The sequence below is a fragment of the Mesorhizobium sp. M0408 genome (assembly GCF_040321495.1).
Lineage (GTDB): Bacteria > Pseudomonadota > Alphaproteobacteria > Rhizobiales > Rhizobiaceae > Mesorhizobium.
This window is the reverse complement of the sequence record NZ_JAMYRO010000018.1, coordinates 117,554-135,577: the sequence shown is the minus strand read 5'-3', so window position 1 is coordinate 135,577 and position 18,024 is coordinate 117,554. Positions and strand designations below refer to the sequence as shown.

Below are 18,024 nucleotides of genomic sequence, written 5' to 3'. Positions count from 1 at the left end.
CCCGGACAGGACGGGCGCGGAGAGCCTCAGAGGTTGATCGACAATCCCTGATACATGTCCGGCGTCACGTAACCGACGGTCGGGTTCTCCATCACCTCAAGCTGCAGTTTGAAGATGCGCGCCGCGTCCTTATCCTTGTTGGCCCACTCGAACCAGATTGGCACCGCGATTTCCTGGAACTTCTGGAGGTCCTCCGGTCCAAGCCGATTGATTTCAATGCCGGCATCCAGGAATTTCTGCCAGGCCTCCATGTCGGCCTTCTGGATGGCCCCGAAATGGACATTGGAATAGACTTGGATTTCGTCTTCCACGAACTTCTTGAGGTTGTCCGGGAGTTGGTTCCAGACATTCATGTTGACGGCAAAGTCCATCAGGTCGACGGGCTGGTACACGGACATCAGACCGGCTGGGCCCATGGAAATGTACTTGGTCACCTGCTGGAACCCGAGCGCCCAGTTTACCGCCGGCCCAGTGTAATCGGCTGCATCGATCGTGCCTTTCTCCAGCGCGGAGAACACCTCGCCGCCCGGCAGCAGCGTCGTCTTGGCGCCGGCTTTTGCGAATGTCTCGGCGATCATGCCGCCAGGTACGCGCAGCTTCAGGTCTCTGAAATCCTCGATCGAGCGGATCGGTGTCTTTGAGTGGATGATGTTCGGGCCGTGATGAATGCGGTTGACGTAGTAAAGACCTTGTTTCGCATAAAGGTCGCGCGCGGCCTGCAGACCACCTTTCGAATAGAAAAAGATGTCCCATTCGTGCGGATAGCGTAGCCCCATCGTGTAAGAGGAGAGGAACGCCGCAGCGGGAAGCTTACCGGCCCAGTAAAGTGAAAACGAGTTCATCGCTTCCAGAACGCCGTTCTTCACCCCGTCGAGGAGTTCGAAGTCACCAACGATGTCCTTTGCCTTGAACGGCTGAAATTCGAGTTGGCCTCCGGTCTTTTCCTTGATGGCCCCACACCAGCTCTGGAAAGTTTCAAGTCCGACGCCAGCCGGCCACGAGGTTTGAATTTTCCAGATGATTGTGTCAGCGGCTCCTGCCCTTCGAACCCAGGGAGCGGTAACCGCCGTCGCCGTCAGCCCGGCGACAAGTCCGCTCGACTTCAGAAAGCTTCGCCTTGATTTGGAATGCGATTCTCCGTCCATTGTCTTCCTCCCTGTTCGGCAAGCGGACAAACGATAGGCCCACCGCCGTCTCAAAAACTGAAAACTAATGACACACCCTTTTTGAGGGATCAGAGCATGCCAGCGCCACGAACGACAGAGAAAGAAACGGCGCAGCATGCAAATAACATAGCGCGACGCAAGCATTTTCAACCACTGCGCGCCCGACCCGTAATATGCTCGTGCGTTTCAATAAATCCACGGTTTTAGTGGGTTATCGGCTAGTCAACGCGGCGTTCCTTCGGCTTATACGAAGCTCGGTGCGGCTTCCGTCCCTGCTTCTCAAGCCGAAACATTGGCCAGGTGACTGCACTCCATGGTCCTGGTCTGCGTCGAAACGCCAGCGGTGCTGACTGCCGCCTTGGTGGCAAAGGCAATGCAACGGATTTGGAGCGCTGACTGCATTGCGGCTTGGATTTCATTCCAAAGAACTCTCCAACTTCCGGTCGTGCGGCGCTGATCGTGCCAGAACCATAGGATCTGCAAAAATTCGCCGTACTATTCCTCAGAAAAAAGTACGGCGGCAATTTCGCGCTAAGTACTTGAAAAACATGGTGATCCCGACAGGAATCGAACCTGTGACCTACAGATTAGGAATCTGCCGCTCTATCCTACTGAGCTACGGGACCATCGCGCCCGACACATAACCGCTTCGGGACGTTTCGCCAAGAGGCAGCTAGGCAGCTCGCTTGGGTTCGACCGCGAACGGGCTCAGGCCCAGCCAGGTCTGCATTTTGCGCGCGATGTCCTGGTCTCCCGTCAAGATGACTTTCGGCCCGGCCTTCTCGACGGTGATCAGCCCCATCCAGATTTCGGTCATAGTGTGCAGGTCGGTCGAGACGTAGAGATCGACATCGAAGCCCGGGTCGTACCAGCAGAGGTCGACCTCGCCGTGCTTCTCGACGATCAGCCACCACGACCGTTTCGAGGCGGGGAGCTCCTGATACAGAAATTGTATCACCGTGCGCCCGTCGGGCAGCGGCGACGCGTTGAGGTTGCGCCGCATGTCCCACATCAGCAGCGACGGATCGAGGTTCTTCAGCGACAGCCGCGACTCGACCCATTTCTGCCCCCAAAAGCCCATCGCCTCGACAACGGAACGCAGATCCCTGCCTGCCTCGGTCATCCGGTATTCGAAGATGCCTTTCTCGCCGCGCACCTCCTTGCGCTCGACGATCCCGGCCAGCTCGAGCTCCTTGAGGCGTTGCGACAGAAGGGTCGGCGACATTTTGGGGACGCCGCGGCGCAGATCGTTGAAACGGGTCGAGCCCGCCACCAATTCGCGAAGCAGAACCATGGTCCAGCGGGTGCACAGCACCTCGGCGGCCATCGATAGCGGGCAGAACTGCTTGTATCCGGACTGGGTCATGATGTTGCCTTCCCCTCAAACTCAGCCGGGATCATAGGCCTTCCCCCGCGGCACGGCGAGTACAGAAACTGTACCACACCAGTACAGATCGCGGACTGGCTGGCGCCGGCCTTGCCGTGCGAGCCCTTGGCCGCTGCACGGGATACCCCTGTGCACGACCAGGAGACATGACCCATGACCGCTTACGTTATCGCAGACATCAAGGTGAGGGACCCGAAGTGGATGCCGGCCTATGCCGCGTCGGTCCACGACCTCGTTCACAAGCACGGCGGCAGATATCTGTCGCGCAGCGGCAATGTGAAGACGCTCGAAGGCAAGCCGCTCGACACGACGCTGATAGCCTTGATGGCGTTCCCGACCGAGGCAGCGGCGCGCGCCTTCACCGACGATCCTGCCTACGCGCCGTTCGTTTCGGCCCGTCAGGGCGGCAGCGACAGCCGTTTCCAGCTGATCGACAACTCCGATCTGGCTGGGACGATCCCGTATCTGCCGAAGGGATGATCCTTCCGGGCATTCGTCGCATCGGGACAGGGATCTCCCAGCAACAACAGCCACAGCGCCCACCTGCCGGACCTCCTTACCTCCGGCGGCCAGCCGGGCTGTGCTTTTCAAGAAGAATGGAATGACTATGACAATCAACTTTCGCAATAGACTTCTCGCTGCCGCGGCGCTGCTGTCGGCCTGCACTGCGTTGGCGCAGGCGCATCAGGCAGCGCCCGCGTCCGGTCCCAATCCGCTGGCCGACAAGGTACGCGCGGCCAACAGCCGCTTCGAGAATGTGGCGGCGGCGACCGCCGAGGGCTATGCGCCCATTCCTTGCGCCAGCGGCATCACCGGCGGCGCCATGGGCATCCATTACGTCAATCCCGGCTACCTCAAGGACGACGCTGTCGATGTCGCCAAGCCGGAAGCGGTGATGTACGAGCCGATGGCCGACGGCACGCTAAAACTGATCGCGGTCGAATACATCACCTCGAAAGGCCCGGCCTCGCTCGATGGGCATCTGTTCAACTTCAACAGCGCGCCCAATCGCTATGGCCTCGGTCCGTTCTATGAGCTGCATGTCTGGGCCTGGAAGGGCAACCCGACCGGCGCGTTCGCCGATATGAACCCGAACGTGTCGTGCGAACCGACGACTGCTGTCAGCCAGTAAGCAGCCGAGCCAGGCGGCGCCGACGCCGCCTGGCCGCGCTGAATTGCGGGGCAGCCGGCAACGGGCGCAAAGACGGCTCAGATAGCGGAACTTTCGGGATGCCGGCGCGCTTTAGTGTCCCGAAGGAGACACCGCATGAGCGCCACCAAAGAGTTCTTTGAAACCTGGCTGCAGGAGAATGTCGGCAATCTGCCCGCCGAGAGCGAGGTGAGCGTCGCCGTCCTGGCGCAGCAATTCGAGCAGGATGCCGATGCTGCCGGCTATGGCCACGAGGTTCGCGAAGACGAACTCGGCAATATCCAGGAGGCGATCGAGGCAGCCCTGACGAAGGCGAGGACAGGCGAAGAGCCGCAGGCTGCCGACGACAATGAGCTGGCGCCGGTCATGGAGGCGCTGGAGGTCGAGGATCCGAAGAGCGGACCGTAGCGGTTGCGGCTCTTCCCTTCCACGCTACATGACCGGGCATAATGGATGCCAAACACCTCACACTCGGCGTCGTGATCGGCGTGGCTATCGGCGTCGTGTTGGACAACATTGTTGCGGGCATTGGTATAGGTATTGCTCTGGGCATTGCCTTCGGCCTTGCCCGGAAGTCGTCCGGCCGGAAGTGACCAGCAGAACATGTCCTGCCCGGTTTTGCCGCCCAGAGGTGCGGCGGTTGCCGCACCGCCGATGCCGAATGGCTACGCCGCCAGCGCTGTTTCCGCCAGCTTCACCCAATAGCTCATGCCGTGCGGGATGACCTCGTCGTTGAAGTCGTAGGCTGGGTTGTGCAGGCCGGCGGTATCGCCATTGCCGATGAAGATGAAGGCGCCCGGCCGCGCTTCAAGCATGTAGGAGAAATCCTCGCCGCCCATCACCGGCTGGATCGCGCGGTGCACATGGCTGTCGCCGGCGACGTCGGCCGCGATGTCGCTGGCAAAGACCGTCTCTTCTGGATGGTTGAAGGTGACGGGGTAATTGGCATTGTAATCAACCTCGATTGTCGCGCCGAAGGCAGCGCCCAGGCCTTGGCAAAGTGCGCGGATGCGCTCTTCGGCCTTCTTGGCGACTTCCCTCTTCAGCGTGCGTACGGTGCCGGCGATCTCGGCGGTCTCGGGAATGACGTTATAGGCGTCGCCGGCGTGGAATTTCGTCACCGAGACGACCACCGCCTCGACCGGATCGGTGCTGCGCGAGGCGATCGTCTGCAATGCGCCGACGAGCTGGCTGGTGATGACGATCGGATCGATGGTGCCGTGCGGCATCGCCGCGTGGCCGCCCCGGCCCTTGACGGTGATGGTGAATTCGGCGGTCGCCGCCATGATCGGGCCGGGCCTGATGGCGAACTGGCCGACCGGCAGGCCCGGCATGTTGTGCATGCCGAAAACCTTGGAGATACCGAAGCGCTCCATCATACCGTCCTTGACCATCTCGTTGCCGCCGCCGCCGCCCTCTTCGGCCGGCTGGAAGATGACCGCGACGGAGCCGGCGAAATTGCGCGTTTCGGCGAGGTATTTGGCGGCACCCAACAGCATCGCGGTGTGGCCGTCATGACCGCAGGCGTGCATCTTGCCGGGGACGGTCGAAGCATAGGATTTGCCGGTGATCTCGTTGAGCGGCAGGGCATCCATGTCGGCGCGCAGGCCGATGGTCGAGCCTTCGCCGTGGCGGCCGCGGATGATGCCGACGACGCCGGTCTTGCCCAAACCCGTCACGATATCGTCGCAGCCGAAAGCCTTCAGCTTCTCGGTGACGAAAGCGGCGGTCTTGAAGACGTCGAAATTCAGCTCCGGCGTCTGGTGCAAATGGCGGCGCCAGCCGGCCACCTCGTCCTGCATTTCGGCGGCTCGGTTCAGGATCGGCATGATGGTTCCATTTCGCTGTTGGAGCAGGCGGTCTTGGCCTGCTGCTTTGCAATTGTGCCTGCTGCCTTGCAACCATGCACGCTGCTTTGCATTGTGCTGCTGCTTCCACATTGTGATCGGCAGCACTTTGCCATGTTGACGTCACATAGAGTAAATAGCACCGCGACTGTGGTCCGGGAACAGAGGGCCGGACCATTATCCTGGCGATCGTGTAACGAAATCTTACGGAGCCAGGTGGGACTGCGGCAAGAGGCTATTTCGGTTTTCATGATGCGCTACAGGCATTTCCTCAAACTGTTGGTGGCGGGCACGGTGGTGCTTGCGTCGCTGGCCGGGCCCGCCTTGGCCAATCCGACAATCCTGTTCGACCTGAACAGCGGCAAGATCCTGCAGCACCAGGAGGCGTTCAGGCGCTGGTACCCGGCTTCGCTGACCAAGCTGATGACCGCCTATGTGGCGTTTCGGGCGATTGCCGCGGGCGAGGTCCAGCTCGATTCGCCGATCAAGGTAACGAAACATTCTGCCGGCGAGCCGCCGAGCAAAATGGGCTTCAACCCGGGCTCGGTGATGCGGTTGGACAATGCGCTGAAGATGATGCTGGTCAAATCGGCCAACGATATCGCCATGGCGGTCGGCGAGAATATCGGCGGTTCGCAAGCGGCTTTCGCCGAACGCATGAACGCCGAAGCGCAGAGGCTCGGCATGAGCGGGTCCCATTTCGTCAATCCGAACGGGCTCTATTCGCCGGACCAGTATACGACAGCGCGCGATCTCGCTTTGCTGGTGATGGCGATTCGCAAGGAATTTCCGCAATATGCCCCCTGGTTCTCGATCGAAGGCCTTGCCGTCGGCAAGAAGGCGATCTCCAACTACAACCTGCTGATCGGCCGCTATCCGGGTGCCGACGGCATGAAGACGGGTTTCGTCTGCTCGTCCGGCTTCAACATGATCGGCTCGGCGACCCGCAACGGCCGCACCCTGGTCGCCGTAGTGCTCGGCGAGCAATCGGCCATTACCCGCGCCGAGGCGGCGGCAAAATTGCTCGACCAGGGCTTTGCAACGCCGGCGCCGAGCTGGCTGACGGTAGCGGCGCTGCCCGCCTATGGCGACACCATGTCGGCCAACGACATGAATGACGAAATCTGCAAGAAGAAGCCGGTCGAGGAGCAGTCGGAAACCGCACCCGCCGTCGGCGACAAGGGCAAGGACGTGCCGAAATCGCCCTATCAGGAAAAGCTCGACCATGTACCGACGCTGATCGCCGTCGGCCTCGGCGGCGCCACGGGACCGAAGCCGAAGGCGATGCTCGACGCCTCCGGGCAGGAATATGCCGACGTGCCGCTGCCGACATGGCGGCCGGACCGGGCGCCGCCGGCCGGCGCCGAGCCAGTTGTGGCCGGATCCGCCACCGCCGCGCAGGTCCAGCAGCCGGCCAAGGCGCTGAACTAGCCGCATGGCCGGCTTCCCGATCCCCGTTTCGGTGCTCACCGGCTTTCTCGGTGCCGGCAAGACGACGCTGCTCAACCGGCTGCTCCGGGATCCGGCGCTCGCCGACACCGCCGTCATCATCAACGAGTTCGGCGAGGTGGCGATCGACCATCTCCTGGTCGAGCAGGCCTCCGACGGCATCATCCAGCTCTCCGACGGCTGTCTCTGCTGCACGGTGCGCGGCGAGCTGGTCGACACGCTGGCTGACCTCGTCGACCGCCTGCAGACCGGCCGCATCGACCGGCTTGCCCGCGTCGTCGTCGAGACCACCGGGCTCGCCGATCCCGCCCCCGTACTGCAGTCGATCATGGCACACCCGGCCCTGGTCCAGGCCTTCCGGCTCGACGGCGTCATCACCCTGGTCGATGCCGTCAACGGCAATGCGACGCTCGATGCGCATGTCGAGGCGGTGAAGCAGGTGGCCGTCGCCGATCGCATCGTGCTCAGCAAGGCCGACCTGACCACGGATGCAGGCGATGTCGAGGCGTTGCGGGCGCGGCTCAGGCAGCTCAACCCGGGCGCCGTGGTGCTCGACGCGGGCGAGGCAAGCACCGCGACCCTGTTCGATAGCGGCCTCTACAATCCGGCCACCAAATCCGTCGATGTGCAGCGTTGGCTCGGCGAAGAAGCCGGCCACGACCATGACCACGGCGGGCATGACCACGGCGGGCATGATCACGACGGGCATGACCATGCCGACCATGATCACCATGACCACAGGCACGATTCCCGCGTGCGTTCGTATTCGCTGGTTCATGACGGGCCGGTGCCGTTTTCGGCAATCGAGATGTTCCTCGATCTGTTGCGCTCGGCGCATGGCGAGCGCCTTTTGCGGATGAAAGGCGTCATCGAGCTTGCAGAAGACCCGTCGCGGCCGCTGGTTATCCATGGCGTGCAGAAGATCCTGCATCCGCCGGTGCAACTGCCGGCCTGGCCGGACAGCCAGCGCGGCACCAGACTGGTGCTGATCACGCTCGACATGCCCGAAGACTATGTCCGGCGGCTGTTCGCCGCCTTCACCAACCGGCCGTCGATCGACACGCCGGATCGCGCAGCACTGGAAAGCAACCCGCTGGCTATTGCCGGATCGTGATCTCCCCCCTTGAGGGGGAGATGTCGCCGAAGGCGACAGAGGGGGTCGCCTCGGCTGGCGCGACCCCCTGTGGGACGAAAAAAAGATTGGTGCTTCACGCGCGGCGACCCCCTCTGGCCTGCCGGCCATCTCCCCCTCAAGGGGGGAGATTACGCGTTCAGCCGGCGCGCTCGACCAGGAAGCGGTGGCCGCCTGCCGCCGCCGCCGTTTCGATCAGCCGATGGCCGCTCTCGGCGCAGAAGGCGGGAATGTCGATGACGGCGAGCGGATCGGTGGTTTCGAGCCAGAGGCGGCTGCCCGGCTGCATTGCGGCCAGGCGCTTTTTTGCCTTGAGCACGGGCAACGGGCAGTTCAGGCCTTTGAGGTCGTAGACGGCGGCGGGGCTAGTTGAGGGCCTGTGTTCCTGTCCCCCATCGTCTTGCTCAAGCATGAAGTTCAGCCGCCAAACATGCCGAGCAGCTTTTTCTTCAACCTTGTCGCCGTGCTTTCGGCGTCCGCAGCCTGCGTTTCGACTGCCGGGGCGGCGTCCGATGGCGCTACGGTGGCGGTGGCGACAGGCATCTCTGCGGCGGTCTTGGCAGCTTCCTTTTCGGCGAGCGCCTGGGCTTTGGCAGCTTCCTTCTCGGCCAAGGCCTGTGCCTTGGCTGCCTGTTTCGCGGCCTTGGCCGCTTCTATGGCGGCAAGCCTTTGTTCCTCGGCCTTCTGCTTGGCGGCCTTTTCGGCATCGAGCGCCGCCATCTTGCGGCCCGCCGGCGAATCGATGCGGCCCATGCGCGCCGTTTCGGCCACGGTGCCGTCCGGGTTGAGCGAGGGCGGCTCGATCGGAACGCGTTCGCCGCGCGCACGCCGTTTCGACCAGTCGGAAACGATGCTGGCTTCCTTGATCCCGGCGATGGTCGGCTTGGGTGCCGGCACGCTGGCCTTCATGGCGCCGTTGAAGGCCGCCTCATAGGTGCTTTGATAGGCGTTGATGGCGCTCTTCAGCGAATCGGGCTGGGTGGTCGCAGGGCAAGCGCCGGTCGGATTAAAGGTCGAGCCGTCGGCCGCTACCTGGTTGAAGACGTAGCGCTTCTCGCAGACGTCGACTTTCGGCGGCACCTTGGTAACCTCGAAATTGTCGTAGCCGACCTTCAGCATCTTCCAGAATTCGTAGTTCGGGTCGTTGCGATAGCGCGCCATGTTGGCTGCGGTCATGCGGAACGGAAAAGCCTGGATCTGGAACTCGGTCTGGCCGCCCTGGAAGGCGTCGCGGCCGAAGGCGTAGATCTGCTCGATCTGCGCGTCGGTCATCGAATAGCAGCCAGACGACGAGCAGGCGCCATGGACCATCAGGTTGGAACCAGTGCGGCCATTGGCGCGGTCATAGGCGTTCGGGTAGCCGATGTTGAAGGACAGGTGGTAATTCGACCGCGGGTTCATCTGTGCCGGGCGGACCGTGTAAAAGCCTTCCGGCGCCTGGCGGTCGCCTTCGGTGAACTTCGGCCCGAGCTTGCCCGACCATTTGCAGATGTCGTAGCTGGCGACCAGGTCGTAGCGGCCGTTGGTCTTGGCCTTCCAGATTTCGAGCTTGCCTTCTTCCTTGAAGATGCGGGCCATCACCGAAGAGGTGCGGACCATGCCCTTGGCCTTCATCTCGGCCAGGATCTTGTCCGGCAGCGGCTTGTTGGCTTGCGGCGCAAAATCCTTCATCGAAGCATCATTGCAGCCGGCGACGCCGATCGCAGCGATCAGAACTCCGGTGCGGGCAAGCTTGGCAAACATGGATATGGCTATCGTCTTCATTTCTGCACCGCGGATGCCGCGGCTGCTAAACTGACCACTGACGGACCCTAAGCCCGTTAACCTTGAAAATTCCTTACCGCAATCATGCTGGCGCGTCCCCTTACGGCAAGCCCACTGAGCCGAATGCAGCGGCATTTTTGTGGCGAAACTGGTTCACGCCGCCACATTTCGGGCCGCGTGCCCGCCGGATGTTACAGATTGCGGCCCATCGCCAGGTATTTCTCGCGGCGATGCTCGCGGAAGTCGGTGTTGGCGCCGGAGAATTCCTTCATCGTCCTGGCGATGAGGTCGCCGGTGGCGGCGATCACCGTTTCGGGGGCGCGATGGGCACCGCCGAGCGGCTCGGCGACGATGGCGTCGATGATCTTCAGCTCCAACAGATCCTGCGCCGTGATCTTCATGTTGGTCGCAGCGTCCTTGGACCGCGTGGTGTCGCGCCACAGGATCGAGGCGGCGCCTTCCGGCGAGATCACCGAATAGATGGCGTGTTCGAGCATGTAGACGCGGTTGGCGGTGGCGATCGCTATGGCGCCGCCCGAGCCGCCTTCGCCGATCACCACCGAGATCGACGGCACCTTCAGGCCGAGGCAGGCCGAGGTCGAGCGGGCGATGGCTTCCGCCTGGCCGCGCTCTTCGGCGTTGACGCCGGGGTAGGCGCCGGCAGTGTCGACCAGCGTCAGCAGCGGGATTTGGAACCGGTCGGCGAGTTCCATCAGCCGCACCGCCTTGCGGTAGCCCTCCGGCCGCACCGAGCCGAAATTATGCTTCAGCCGGCTTGTCGTATCGGAACCCTTCTCCTGGCCGATAATTGCCACCGGCTCGCCACGGAAGCGGGCGAAGCCGCCGACGATCGCCTGGTCCTCGCCGAAATTGCGGTCGCCGGCGAGCGGCGTGAAATCGGTAAGCAGGCCCTTGATGTAATCGATGCAATGCGGCCTGTCCGGATGGCGCGCCACCTGCACCTTCTGCCATGGGGTCAGCGCCTTGTAGGCGTCGCGCAGCGCATCGCGCGAGCGCTTCTCGAGACGGGCGATCTCATCGCCGACATCGACCGCCTCGCCGTTCTCGGCAAGCTTCTTCAGCTCAAGGATCTTGCCTTCGAGATCCTGCACAGGCTTTTCGAAATCGAGGTAATTGTACATTCTTGGGCGAACCGGCAAGTCGGAAGGCAATGACTGACGCAAGCCTGAAAATGCAGGCTGGGCGCGGTGGAACGTCGTTCTCACATAGCGACATGACGCCTAGTCGGCAAGCGGATGATGATCGTTGACCAGATGCACCAGCCGCTCCTCCAGCACATGCGTGTAGATCTGCGTCGTTGAAATATCGGCATGGCCAAGCAACTGCTGCACGGCCCTGAGATCAGCGCCGTTCTGCAGCAGATGGCTGGCGAAAGCATGGCGCAGCACATGCGGCGATATCTTCGCCGTGGCAATGCCGGCCCGAGCGCCAAGCTCTTTCAGCTCGCGGGCAAAGACCTGTCTCGAGAGATAGCCGCTGTCGGAGGCAGCCGGAAACAGGAACGGGCTGTCGGCAAGAGCCGGCACCGCCCCCCGTGCGGCAAGCCATGTCCGCATCGCGGTGCGCGCCTTGGCCGACAGCGGCACCATGCGCTCCTTGTTGCCCTTGCCTCGCACCATGAAGAAGCGGTCGTCGCGCTGTGCCACCGTCACGGGAAGGCCGACCAGCTCCGAAACGCGCAAGCCGGTGGCGTAGAGCACCTCGACCAGCGCGTGCAGGCGCAGCGCCGCCAGCCTGTCGCCGTCATGCATGGAGGGGTCCACCGCCTCCTGCGCCGCGCGGTCGAGCAGCCGGCCGGTATCGGCCTCGCTCATCGTCTTAGGCAGCGGCCGGCCTTTCCTCGGACTGTCCAGCGTGCCGGTCGGATCGTCACCCCGCAGGCCTTCGGCGTAGAGGAACTTGAAGAACTGCCGGATCGCCGACAATTTGCGCGCCTGCGAGGTGGCGGCAAAGCCGCGCGCGGCGATGTCGTCGAGATAGGTACGGATGTCGGCGCTGGTGGCAGCGGCAAGCCCACCGCCGATCCCGACGGAAGCGTCTTCGAGGTCGCGGCGATAGGAGGAAAGCGTGTTTTCGGCCGCGCCGCGCTCGGCGCTCATCATCTCCAGGAAGGCTTCGATGCGGGCGGCGCTGTTCATTTTTTGGGATTGAGCTTTTCCGGAGGGATACGCACGCTCATTTCCGCCTTCCTCGGCTCGACGAACATGACCAGGGCGAACATCGCGCCATAGACAATGCCGGCCAGAATCGCGAGCGTCACGACAAAGCGAAACAGTGTTGGCATTAATTTTCGCCCGTCGTCTTATTCTGCATTTCCAACCCTGTGCCCTTATGAGACGCCAATCCGGCCAATTCAAGGGTGAAGCCCATAGTCCCGGTTGCGCCGCGCTTGACGCAAACAGGCTTTTGATGTCGATACGCCGCCAAAGAGGCCCTAGAAGCATGAACGCGCTACCAGCAAATCCTCCGGGCGAGAGCCATGCCGCGCTGCTCGGCCGGCTGGGCGGCCGTTCCATCGTCTTCGTCGGGCTGATGGGCGCCGGCAAGACGGCGATCGGCCGCAAGGTGGCGGCGATGCTGGCACTGCCCTTCATCGACAGCGACCAGGAGATCGAAACTGTTTCGCGCATGAGCGTCCCGGACCTGTTCGAGCGCTATGGCGAGGCGGAGTTCCGAGCACTGGAGCAGCGCGTCATCCTGCGTGTGCTGGAGCACGGGCCGCAGGTGCTGTCGACCGGCGGCGGCGCCTTCATGAACGCGCAGACGCGCGAGGCGATCGCCAGCCATGGCGTGTCGGTTTGGCTGAAAGCCGAGATCGACCTGTTGATGGAGCGCGTTTCCAAGAAACAGAACCGGCCGCTGCTGAAAAGCGCCGATCCACGCGCCGTGCTGGAACGGCTGATGGCGGAACGCTACCCGGTTTATGCCGCGGCCGACGTCGTCGTGCCGACCCGCGACGACCGCAAGGAGATCATTGCCGCCGAAGTGGTGGACGCGCTGCGCGGCCATCTCGGCGTTGCCGATATTGACGAGGTGCGGTCGTGAGCGCTGATGCAACGGTCTCTGTCGAAGTCGGGCTTGGCGAGCGTGCCTACAATATTTTGATCGGTCCCGGCCTGCTGTCACGCGCCGGCGCCGAGATTTCGCGCCGTCTGCCGGGGACGCGGGCGGCGGTCGTCACCGACGAAAACGTCGCGGCCGCGCATCTCGCGACGCTTGCGGCCGGCCTGGCAAGCGGTGGCATCCAACATGCCGTCATCACGTTGCCGCCAGGCGAAAAGACCAAGAGCTTTGCGCATCTCGAAGAGGTGGTCGACGGCGTGCTGGCCGCCAAGCTGGAGCGCGGCGACGTCGTCATCGCGCTCGGCGGCGGCGTCGTCGGCGACCTCGCCGGCTTTGCCGCCGGCATCGCGCGGCGCGGCATGAACTTCGTGCAGGTTCCGACCTCGCTGCTGGCGCAGGTCGATTCCTCCGTCGGCGGCAAGACCGGCATCAACAGCAAGCGCGGCAAGAACCTGGTCGGGGTATTCCACCAGCCTAGGCTGGTGCTGGCCGACACCGAAGTGCTCGACACGCTGCCAATCCGCGAGTTTCGCGCCGGCTATGCCGAACTGGCCAAATACGGGCTGATCGACCGGCCCGAGTTTTTCGCCTGGCTGGAAGAAAACTGGCGTCAAGTGTTTGCCGGCGGGCCGGAGCGGGCTGCGGCCATCGCCGAGGCCTGTCGTGCCAAGGCCGACGTCGTTGCCCGCGACGAGTTCGAGACCGGCGACCGCGCGTTGCTCAATCTCGGCCACACCTTAGGTCATGCGCTGGAGGCGGCGACCGGCTATGACGGCGCAAGGCTCGTGCATGGCGAGGGCGTCGCCATCGGCATGGCGCTGGCGCACCGCTTTTCGTCAAGGCTCAATTTGGCGAGCCCCGACGACGCGGCGCGTGTCGAGGCGCATCTTCGCGCCGTCGGTCTGCCCTGGCGCATGGCCGACATTCCCGGCGAACTGCCCGATGCCGAGACGCTGTTCTCCTTCATCACCCAGGACAAGAAGGTGTCGCGCGGCGCGCTGACCTTCATCCTGACGCGCGGCATCGGCCAGGCCTTTATCGCCCGGGATGTGCCGGCCTCGGAAGTGCTGGCGTTCCTCCGGGAGAACCATCCGGGTCGGCAGGAAAGCCGCCCGGGATGAGCCAGGCCGGCTGGATCGCGGCTGCCGTGCTCGCCGGCCTCGGCCTGCTGGGCTTCGTCTTGCGCCGGCGCCTGCTCGCCGCCTTCGGCTACGAGCTGCAACGCATCGAGCCGCAGCGCTCTGCGCGCGAGGAACTGCGCGGCGCCGTCGACGATTTCCGCCGCGACGGCCAGGTGGTGCGCGAGGACCGCGCCCGCATCGGCGGCCTGTTCGACCTCGAGGAGCTCGAAGTGTCGGACGTCATGGTCCACCGCACGAATATGCGCTCCGTCAACGCCGACGACCCGCCCGAAGCGGTGGTTCGCGAGATCCTGCAGAGCCCGCACACCCGCATGCCGTTGTGGAAGGGTTCGCTCGACAACATTGTCGGCGTGCTGCACGCGAAGGATCTGCTGCGCGCGCTGAACGAGGTCGGCAACGATTTTTCCAGGATCGACGTGATGAAGATCGCGTCGAAACCGTGGTTCGTGCCCGACACCACGACGCTTCAGGAGCAGCTCAATGCCTTCCTGCGCCGCAAGGCGCATTTCGCCATCGTCGTCGACGAATATGGCGAGGTCGAAGGGCTGGTGACGCTGGAAGACATCATCGAGGAGATCGTCGGCGAGATCGCCGACGAGCACGACATCGACATCCAGGGCGTCAAGCAGGAGGCCGACGGCTCCGTCGTCGTCGACGGCACGGTGCCGATCCGCGACCTTAACCGGGCGCTCGACTGGAACCTGCCGGACGAGGAAGCCACCACCATCGCCGGCCTTGTCATCCACGAGGCGCAGTCGATCCCGGACGAAAAGCAGGCCTTTACGTTTCACGGCAAGCGCTTCGTCGTCATGAAGCGCGACAAGAACCGTATCGCGCGGCTGAGGATCAAGCCGGCGATGCTTGGAGAATGACAGTGCGCACCTTGTGGCAGCCGTGGGCAGTCAGGAGTTGATGACGATCGATCGGCGAAGCCTGCTTCTGGCGTCGATGGCGGCGCTGCTGCCGGGACAGGCGGCGGCATTGCGGCTGCGTTCGCCGTCGCCCGAAACCTTCGACTATGGGCCGGCCAAGCTCGACATCTATTCCCGCGATGGCGCAAGCGGCCTGCCGGTCGTCTTCTTCGTCCATGGCGGCGCCTGGCGGGTCGGCAACCGCAACAATGTCAATTCCAAGCCTGGTTTCCTGCTCGACAATGGCTTCGGCTTCGTCTCGATCGACTACCGGATGCTGCCTGAAGCCGACGTCGCCACCCAGGCGGCAGATGTCGAACTGGCCTATCGTTACGTCCGCGCCAACATCGCCAGGCATGGCGGCGATCCGGACCGGATCGTCGCCATGGGCCATTCGGCCGGCTGCCATCTCGTCGCATTGACCGGGCTGCGCGGCGGCCTGCCCGGCGTCGCGGCGCTGGTTCTCGACGACACCAGGGCCTACGATCTGGAGGCGCTGGCCAGAAGCGGCGGCATGGCAGGGGTCTATGCCCGCGCCTTTCCCGATCCGGCGCAGTGGCGCGCGCTGTCGCCTGTCACCTATGTGGAAGGCCGCAAGCACCCGCCGACCTTCATCGCCCATTCGCGCGCGAAAGCCCGCGCGGCGGACGCGCAGGCCTTCGCCGAGCGTCTGCGCGCCACCGGAACCAAGGTCACGCTGTTCGACGGCAGCGACTATTCGCACATGTCGATCAATCGCGACTTCGGCACCGAAGGCGATGCATTGACCGCAGCGGTGATGGCCTTCCTGAGGGCGAGCCTCGGCTGAAATTTACCAGCGGGTCTTTTCACCGGGCGCCACCGGCTCGATTGCCAGGGCGTGGACGCCGGATTTCAACTCCTCGGCCAGCAGATCGTTGACTGCGCGGTGACGTTCGACGCGGCTCATGCCGGCAAAGGCGGGGGCGACGATGCGGACGCGGAAATGCGTCTCGCCAGTGCCGTCGAAGGTGGCGTGATGGCCGGAATCCACATGATGATGCCCGGCATGGAGATGGCTTTCGTTGATGACGTCCAGCCGTTCCGGCGAAAACGCCTTTTTCAGCTTACCTTCCATCGTTGCCTGTATGGACATCGCCGCTTCCCTTCACCACATCTATGTCATCGCACAAAATTCGCAATTCGCCGGTTTTATGCCGCGATTCAGCGGTTAGGGCGATCATCGCGAAAATGTCAATTCTTGTTTCGCATCAGCGAACAGCCCATAAATGGGTGAGATGAAGCCGTACCCAAAATATTTCGAGAAGATTCGCATCCGCCCGGAGAAGGACGCGGAGCTGAAGTCGCGTTCGCCGATCTGCCAGTGGGATGGCTGCAAGGAGGCCGGTACCCACCGTGCCCCGGTCGGACGGATGAAGGAAGGCGAGTATTTCCAGTTCTGCTTCGATCACGTGCGCGAGTACAACAAGGGCTTCAATTATTTCTCGGGCGTTCCCGACACCGAGATCGCCCGCTTCCAGAAGGAAGCCATGACCGGCCACCGGCCGACCTGGAAAATGGGCGTCAACGGTGCCTCGACGCGCTCCTCGCCCGACTTTGCCCAGGCGCGCTCCGGCCGCGCCGGCTACTACAATCGCATGCGCGATCCGTTCGACCTGTTCAAAGGCCCGAAGGACCCGCGCGAAGCACGCGAGCGCAAGGCCAAGCCGCTTGAGGCCAAGGCACTGGAAACGCTTGGCCTTGATACAAAGGCAACTGGCAAGGATATCAAGGCGCGCTATAAGGAACTTGTGAAACGCCACCACCCGGATGCGAATGGCGGCGACAGAGGTTCGGAAGACCGGTTCCGCGATGTGCTCCAGGCCTATCGCGTGCTCAAGCAGGCAGGTTTGTGCTGAGCGACCTTACGGTTCGTGTCGCTTTCCAACTTTCATAAGGTTGGAAAAGGCTCTAAGACCGCCCCCGAACAAAATCGATTGCCGGCGAAACGCGGCGTTTCGCTTGTGGAGACGTTGATAGAGATGAACAAGGTCGATCGCGACATCGCCAACCTGCCCGACACCACGGTGTCGGTGAAGGAGACATTCGGCTTCGACTCCAAGATGGTGGTGCCGGCCTATGCGGTGACGAGCGAGCATGTCCCCGACATCGATCCGGACTACCTGTTCGACAAGAACACGACCATGGCGATCCTCGCCGGCTTTGCCTACAATCGCCGGGTCATGGTGTCCGGTTACCACGGCACCGGCAAGTCGACGCATATCGAACAGGTCGCCGCCCGCCTCAACTGGCCCTGCGTGCGTGTCAATCTCGATAGCCATGTCAGCCGTATCGACCTCGTCGGCAAGGACGCCATCGTGGTCAAGGACGGGCTGCAGATCACCGAATTCCGCGACGGCATCCTGCCCTGGGCCTATCAGCACAATGTCGCGCTGTGCTTCGACGAGTACGATGCCGGCCGCCCGGACGTGATGTTCGTCATCCAGCGCGTGCTGGAATCGTCGGGCCGGCTGACGCTGCTCGACCAGAGCCGGGTCATCCGCCCGCACCCGGCCTTCCGGCTGTTTTCGACCGCCAACACGGTTGGGCTGGGCGACACCACCGGCCTCTACCACGGCACCCAGCAGATCAACCAGGCGCAGATGGACCGCTGGTCGATCGTCACCACGCTGAACTACCTGCCGCACGACAATGAAGTGAACATCGTGCTGGCCAAGGCCAAGCACTATCGCGATGGCAAGGGCAAGGAGATCGTCAACAAGATGGTGCGGGTCGCCGACATGACGCGCTCGGCCTTCATCAACGGCGATTTGTCGACGGTTATGAGCCCGCGCACGGTTATCACCTGGGCCGAGAATGCCGAAATCTTCGGCAATATCGGCATGGCGTTCCGGCTGACCTTCCTCAACAAATGCGACGAGCTGGAACGCTCGCTGGTCGCCGAGTTCTATCAGCGCGCCTTCGGCGAAGATCTGCCGGAATCGGCTGCCAATGTGGTGCTGGGCTAAGCAGA

21 protein-coding genes and 1 tRNA gene are annotated in these 18,024 nt (G+C 63.1%); 12 read left to right on the top strand and 10 right to left on the bottom strand.

The window, feature by feature from the left end; genetic code table 11:
• Positions 1–26: 26 nt before the first annotated feature.
• The 3 genes from dctP to NKI67_RS21680 form a co-directional block, all read right to left on the bottom strand.
• Positions 27–1,310: a TRAP transporter substrate-binding protein DctP gene (gene dctP / locus NKI67_RS21690; protein ID WP_352458295.1), complete on the bottom strand. Its 1,284-nt coding sequence runs from the start codon at positions 1,308–1,310 to the stop codon at positions 27–29.
• A gap of 405 nt (positions 1,311–1,715) precedes the next feature.
• A tRNA-Arg gene (locus NKI67_RS21685) sits at positions 1,716–1,792 on the bottom strand.
• 47 nt (positions 1,793–1,839) lie between these two features.
• A complete protein-coding gene (locus NKI67_RS21680) occupies positions 1,840–2,532 on the bottom strand; it encodes a winged helix-turn-helix transcriptional regulator (protein WP_352457625.1) in 693 nt (230 codons plus the stop codon).
• A gap of 174 nt (positions 2,533–2,706) precedes the next feature.
• Between NKI67_RS21680 and NKI67_RS21675 the strand changes: the two genes are divergently transcribed.
• From NKI67_RS21675 to NKI67_RS21660, 4 genes are all read left to right on the top strand, one after another.
• Complete coding sequence (locus tag NKI67_RS21675; protein WP_023677873.1) at positions 2,707–3,033, top strand: DUF1330 domain-containing protein; 327 nt, start codon at positions 2,707–2,709, stop codon at positions 3,031–3,033.
• A 121-nt stretch (positions 3,034–3,154) separates the two neighbouring features.
• Positions 3,155–3,685 (top strand): hypothetical protein, encoded by a 531-nt coding sequence (locus NKI67_RS21670; protein WP_352574899.1) that lies wholly within the window; start codon positions 3,155–3,157, stop codon positions 3,683–3,685.
• A 135-nt stretch (positions 3,686–3,820) separates the two neighbouring features.
• On the top strand, positions 3,821–4,111 hold the full coding sequence (locus NKI67_RS21665) for a hypothetical protein (protein WP_352451191.1): 291 nt from the start codon (positions 3,821–3,823) through the stop codon (positions 4,109–4,111).
• Between the two features lie 41 nt (positions 4,112–4,152).
• Positions 4,153–4,296 (top strand): glycine zipper domain-containing protein, encoded by a 144-nt coding sequence (locus NKI67_RS21660; protein ID WP_198023575.1) that lies wholly within the window; start codon positions 4,153–4,155, stop codon positions 4,294–4,296.
• Between the two features lie 72 nt (positions 4,297–4,368).
• Here NKI67_RS21660 and NKI67_RS21655 read toward each other — a convergent pair whose 3' ends face one another.
• Entirely contained in the window at positions 4,369–5,532 is a 1,164-nt protein-coding gene (locus NKI67_RS21655; protein ID WP_352574901.1) for a M20 aminoacylase family protein, read from the bottom strand.
• A gap of 270 nt (positions 5,533–5,802) precedes the next feature.
• Here NKI67_RS21655 and NKI67_RS21650 point away from each other — a divergent pair, with 270 nt between their 5' ends.
• On the top strand, positions 5,803–6,981 hold the full coding sequence (locus tag NKI67_RS21650) for a D-alanyl-D-alanine carboxypeptidase family protein (protein ID WP_352646723.1): 1,179 nt from the start codon (positions 5,803–5,805) through the stop codon (positions 6,979–6,981).
• Between the two features lie 4 nt (positions 6,982–6,985).
• The gene (locus NKI67_RS21645) at positions 6,986–8,113 is read left to right on the top strand and encodes a CobW family GTP-binding protein (protein ID WP_352646698.1); all 1,128 of its coding nucleotides are present in this window, start codon (positions 6,986–6,988) and stop codon (positions 8,111–8,113) included.
• A gap of 157 nt (positions 8,114–8,270) precedes the next feature.
• Here the strand turns inward: NKI67_RS21645 and NKI67_RS21640 are convergent, their stop codons facing one another.
• The 5 genes from NKI67_RS21640 to NKI67_RS21620 form a co-directional block, all read right to left on the bottom strand.
• Positions 8,271–8,543 carry a sulfurtransferase TusA family protein gene (locus NKI67_RS21640; protein WP_352646696.1) on the bottom strand — a complete coding sequence of 91 codons (273 nt, stop codon included), beginning with the start codon at positions 8,541–8,543 and terminating at the stop codon, positions 8,271–8,273.
• 5 nt (positions 8,544–8,548) lie between these two features.
• Entirely contained in the window at positions 8,549–9,874 is a 1,326-nt protein-coding gene (locus tag NKI67_RS21635) for a L,D-transpeptidase family protein (protein WP_352646721.1), read from the bottom strand.
• A 212-nt stretch (positions 9,875–10,086) separates the two neighbouring features.
• Positions 10,087–11,037, bottom strand: a complete 951-nt coding sequence (locus tag NKI67_RS21630) for an acetyl-CoA carboxylase carboxyltransferase subunit alpha (protein ID WP_352451195.1) — start codon at positions 11,035–11,037, stop codon at positions 10,087–10,089.
• A 99-nt stretch (positions 11,038–11,136) separates the two neighbouring features.
• Entirely contained in the window at positions 11,137–12,054 is a 918-nt protein-coding gene (locus NKI67_RS21625; protein WP_352621597.1) for a site-specific tyrosine recombinase XerD, read from the bottom strand.
• On the bottom strand, positions 12,051–12,200 hold the full coding sequence (locus NKI67_RS21620; protein ID WP_023677884.1) for a hypothetical protein: 150 nt from the start codon (positions 12,198–12,200) through the stop codon (positions 12,051–12,053). Before NKI67_RS21620 ends, NKI67_RS21625 begins: the two co-directional genes overlap by 4 nt.
• Before the next feature lie 158 nt (positions 12,201–12,358).
• On the opposite strand from NKI67_RS21620, the gene NKI67_RS21615 reads away from it, so the two are divergent.
• Genes NKI67_RS21615 through NKI67_RS21600 form a run of 4 tightly spaced genes read left to right on the top strand, consistent with a single transcriptional unit; the run spans position 12,359 to position 15,840 of the window.
• The gene (locus NKI67_RS21615) at positions 12,359–12,961 is read left to right on the top strand and encodes a shikimate kinase (RefSeq protein WP_352457618.1); all 603 of its coding nucleotides are present in this window, start codon (positions 12,359–12,361) and stop codon (positions 12,959–12,961) included.
• On the top strand, positions 12,958–14,100 hold the full coding sequence (gene aroB / locus NKI67_RS21610) for a 3-dehydroquinate synthase (protein WP_023677886.1): 1,143 nt from the start codon (positions 12,958–12,960) through the stop codon (positions 14,098–14,100). Before NKI67_RS21615 ends, aroB begins: the two co-directional genes overlap by 4 nt.
• Positions 14,097–14,993 (top strand): HlyC/CorC family transporter, encoded by an 897-nt coding sequence (locus NKI67_RS21605; protein WP_023677887.1) that lies wholly within the window; start codon positions 14,097–14,099, stop codon positions 14,991–14,993. The genes aroB and NKI67_RS21605 overlap by 4 nt, the downstream gene beginning before the upstream one ends.
• Positions 14,994–15,033: 40 nt before the next feature.
• Positions 15,034–15,840 carry an alpha/beta hydrolase gene (locus NKI67_RS21600; protein ID WP_023677888.1) on the top strand — a complete coding sequence of 269 codons (807 nt, stop codon included), beginning with the start codon at positions 15,034–15,036 and terminating at the stop codon, positions 15,838–15,840.
• A gap of 3 nt (positions 15,841–15,843) precedes the next feature.
• Here NKI67_RS21600 and NKI67_RS21595 read toward each other — a convergent pair whose 3' ends face one another.
• Complete coding sequence (locus NKI67_RS21595) at positions 15,844–16,146, bottom strand: BolA family protein (RefSeq protein WP_023677889.1); 303 nt, start codon at positions 16,144–16,146, stop codon at positions 15,844–15,846.
• A gap of 133 nt (positions 16,147–16,279) precedes the next feature.
• Between NKI67_RS21595 and NKI67_RS21590 the strand changes: the two genes are divergently transcribed.
• Together NKI67_RS21590 and cobS are read left to right on the top strand one after the other, a co-directional pair.
• The gene (locus NKI67_RS21590) at positions 16,280–16,909 is read left to right on the top strand and encodes a J domain-containing protein (RefSeq protein WP_036238769.1); all 630 of its coding nucleotides are present in this window, start codon (positions 16,280–16,282) and stop codon (positions 16,907–16,909) included.
• A 123-nt stretch (positions 16,910–17,032) separates the two neighbouring features.
• A complete protein-coding gene (cobS, locus tag NKI67_RS21585; RefSeq protein ID WP_352451201.1) occupies positions 17,033–18,019 on the top strand; it encodes a cobaltochelatase subunit CobS in 987 nt (328 codons plus the stop codon).
• The last annotated feature ends 5 nt before the right edge of the window (positions 18,020–18,024 follow it).

What these genes read in the sequence shown, in the direction of transcription:
- dctP (WP_352458295.1), bottom strand. Translation starts at nt 1,310, where the DNA reads ATGCTTGCGTCGCGCTATGTTATTTGCATGCTGCGCCGTTTCTTTCTC.
- NKI67_RS21680 (WP_352457625.1), bottom strand. Translation starts at nt 2,532, where the DNA reads ATGACCCAGTCCGGATACAAGCAGTTCTGCCCGCTATCGATGGCCGCC.
- NKI67_RS21675 (WP_023677873.1), top strand. Translation starts at nt 2,707, where the DNA reads ATGACCGCTTACGTTATCGCAGACATCAAGGTGAGGGACCCGAAGTGG.
- NKI67_RS21670 (WP_352574899.1), top strand. Translation starts at nt 3,155, where the DNA reads ATGACTATGACAATCAACTTTCGCAATAGACTTCTCGCTGCCGCGGCG.
- NKI67_RS21665 (WP_352451191.1), top strand. Translation starts at nt 3,821, where the DNA reads ATGAGCGCCACCAAAGAGTTCTTTGAAACCTGGCTGCAGGAGAATGTC.
- NKI67_RS21660 (WP_198023575.1), top strand. Translation starts at nt 4,153, where the DNA reads ATGGATGCCAAACACCTCACACTCGGCGTCGTGATCGGCGTGGCTATC.
- NKI67_RS21655 (WP_352574901.1), bottom strand. Translation starts at nt 5,532, where the DNA reads ATGCCGATCCTGAACCGAGCCGCCGAAATGCAGGACGAGGTGGCCGGC.
- NKI67_RS21650 (WP_352646723.1), top strand. Translation starts at nt 5,803, where the DNA reads ATGCGCTACAGGCATTTCCTCAAACTGTTGGTGGCGGGCACGGTGGTG.
- NKI67_RS21645 (WP_352646698.1), top strand. Translation starts at nt 6,986, where the DNA reads ATGGCCGGCTTCCCGATCCCCGTTTCGGTGCTCACCGGCTTTCTCGGT.
- NKI67_RS21640 (WP_352646696.1), bottom strand. Translation starts at nt 8,543, where the DNA reads ATGCTTGAGCAAGACGATGGGGGACAGGAACACAGGCCCTCAACTAGC.
- NKI67_RS21635 (WP_352646721.1), bottom strand. Translation starts at nt 9,874, where the DNA reads ATGTTTGCCAAGCTTGCCCGCACCGGAGTTCTGATCGCTGCGATCGGC.
- NKI67_RS21630 (WP_352451195.1), bottom strand. Translation starts at nt 11,037, where the DNA reads ATGTACAATTACCTCGATTTCGAAAAGCCTGTGCAGGATCTCGAAGGC.
- NKI67_RS21625 (WP_352621597.1), bottom strand. Translation starts at nt 12,054, where the DNA reads ATGAACAGCGCCGCCCGCATCGAAGCCTTCCTGGAGATGATGAGCGCC.
- NKI67_RS21620 (WP_023677884.1), bottom strand. Translation starts at nt 12,200, where the DNA reads ATGCCAACACTGTTTCGCTTTGTCGTGACGCTCGCGATTCTGGCCGGC.
- NKI67_RS21615 (WP_352457618.1), top strand. Translation starts at nt 12,359, where the DNA reads ATGAACGCGCTACCAGCAAATCCTCCGGGCGAGAGCCATGCCGCGCTG.
- NKI67_RS21605 (WP_023677887.1), top strand. Translation starts at nt 14,097, where the DNA reads ATGAGCCAGGCCGGCTGGATCGCGGCTGCCGTGCTCGCCGGCCTCGGC.
- NKI67_RS21600 (WP_023677888.1), top strand. Translation starts at nt 15,034, where the DNA reads ATGACGATCGATCGGCGAAGCCTGCTTCTGGCGTCGATGGCGGCGCTG.
- NKI67_RS21595 (WP_023677889.1), bottom strand. Translation starts at nt 16,146, where the DNA reads ATGTCCATACAGGCAACGATGGAAGGTAAGCTGAAAAAGGCGTTTTCG.
- NKI67_RS21590 (WP_036238769.1), top strand. Translation starts at nt 16,280, where the DNA reads ATGGGTGAGATGAAGCCGTACCCAAAATATTTCGAGAAGATTCGCATC.
- cobS (WP_352451201.1), top strand. Translation starts at nt 17,033, where the DNA reads ATGAACAAGGTCGATCGCGACATCGCCAACCTGCCCGACACCACGGTG.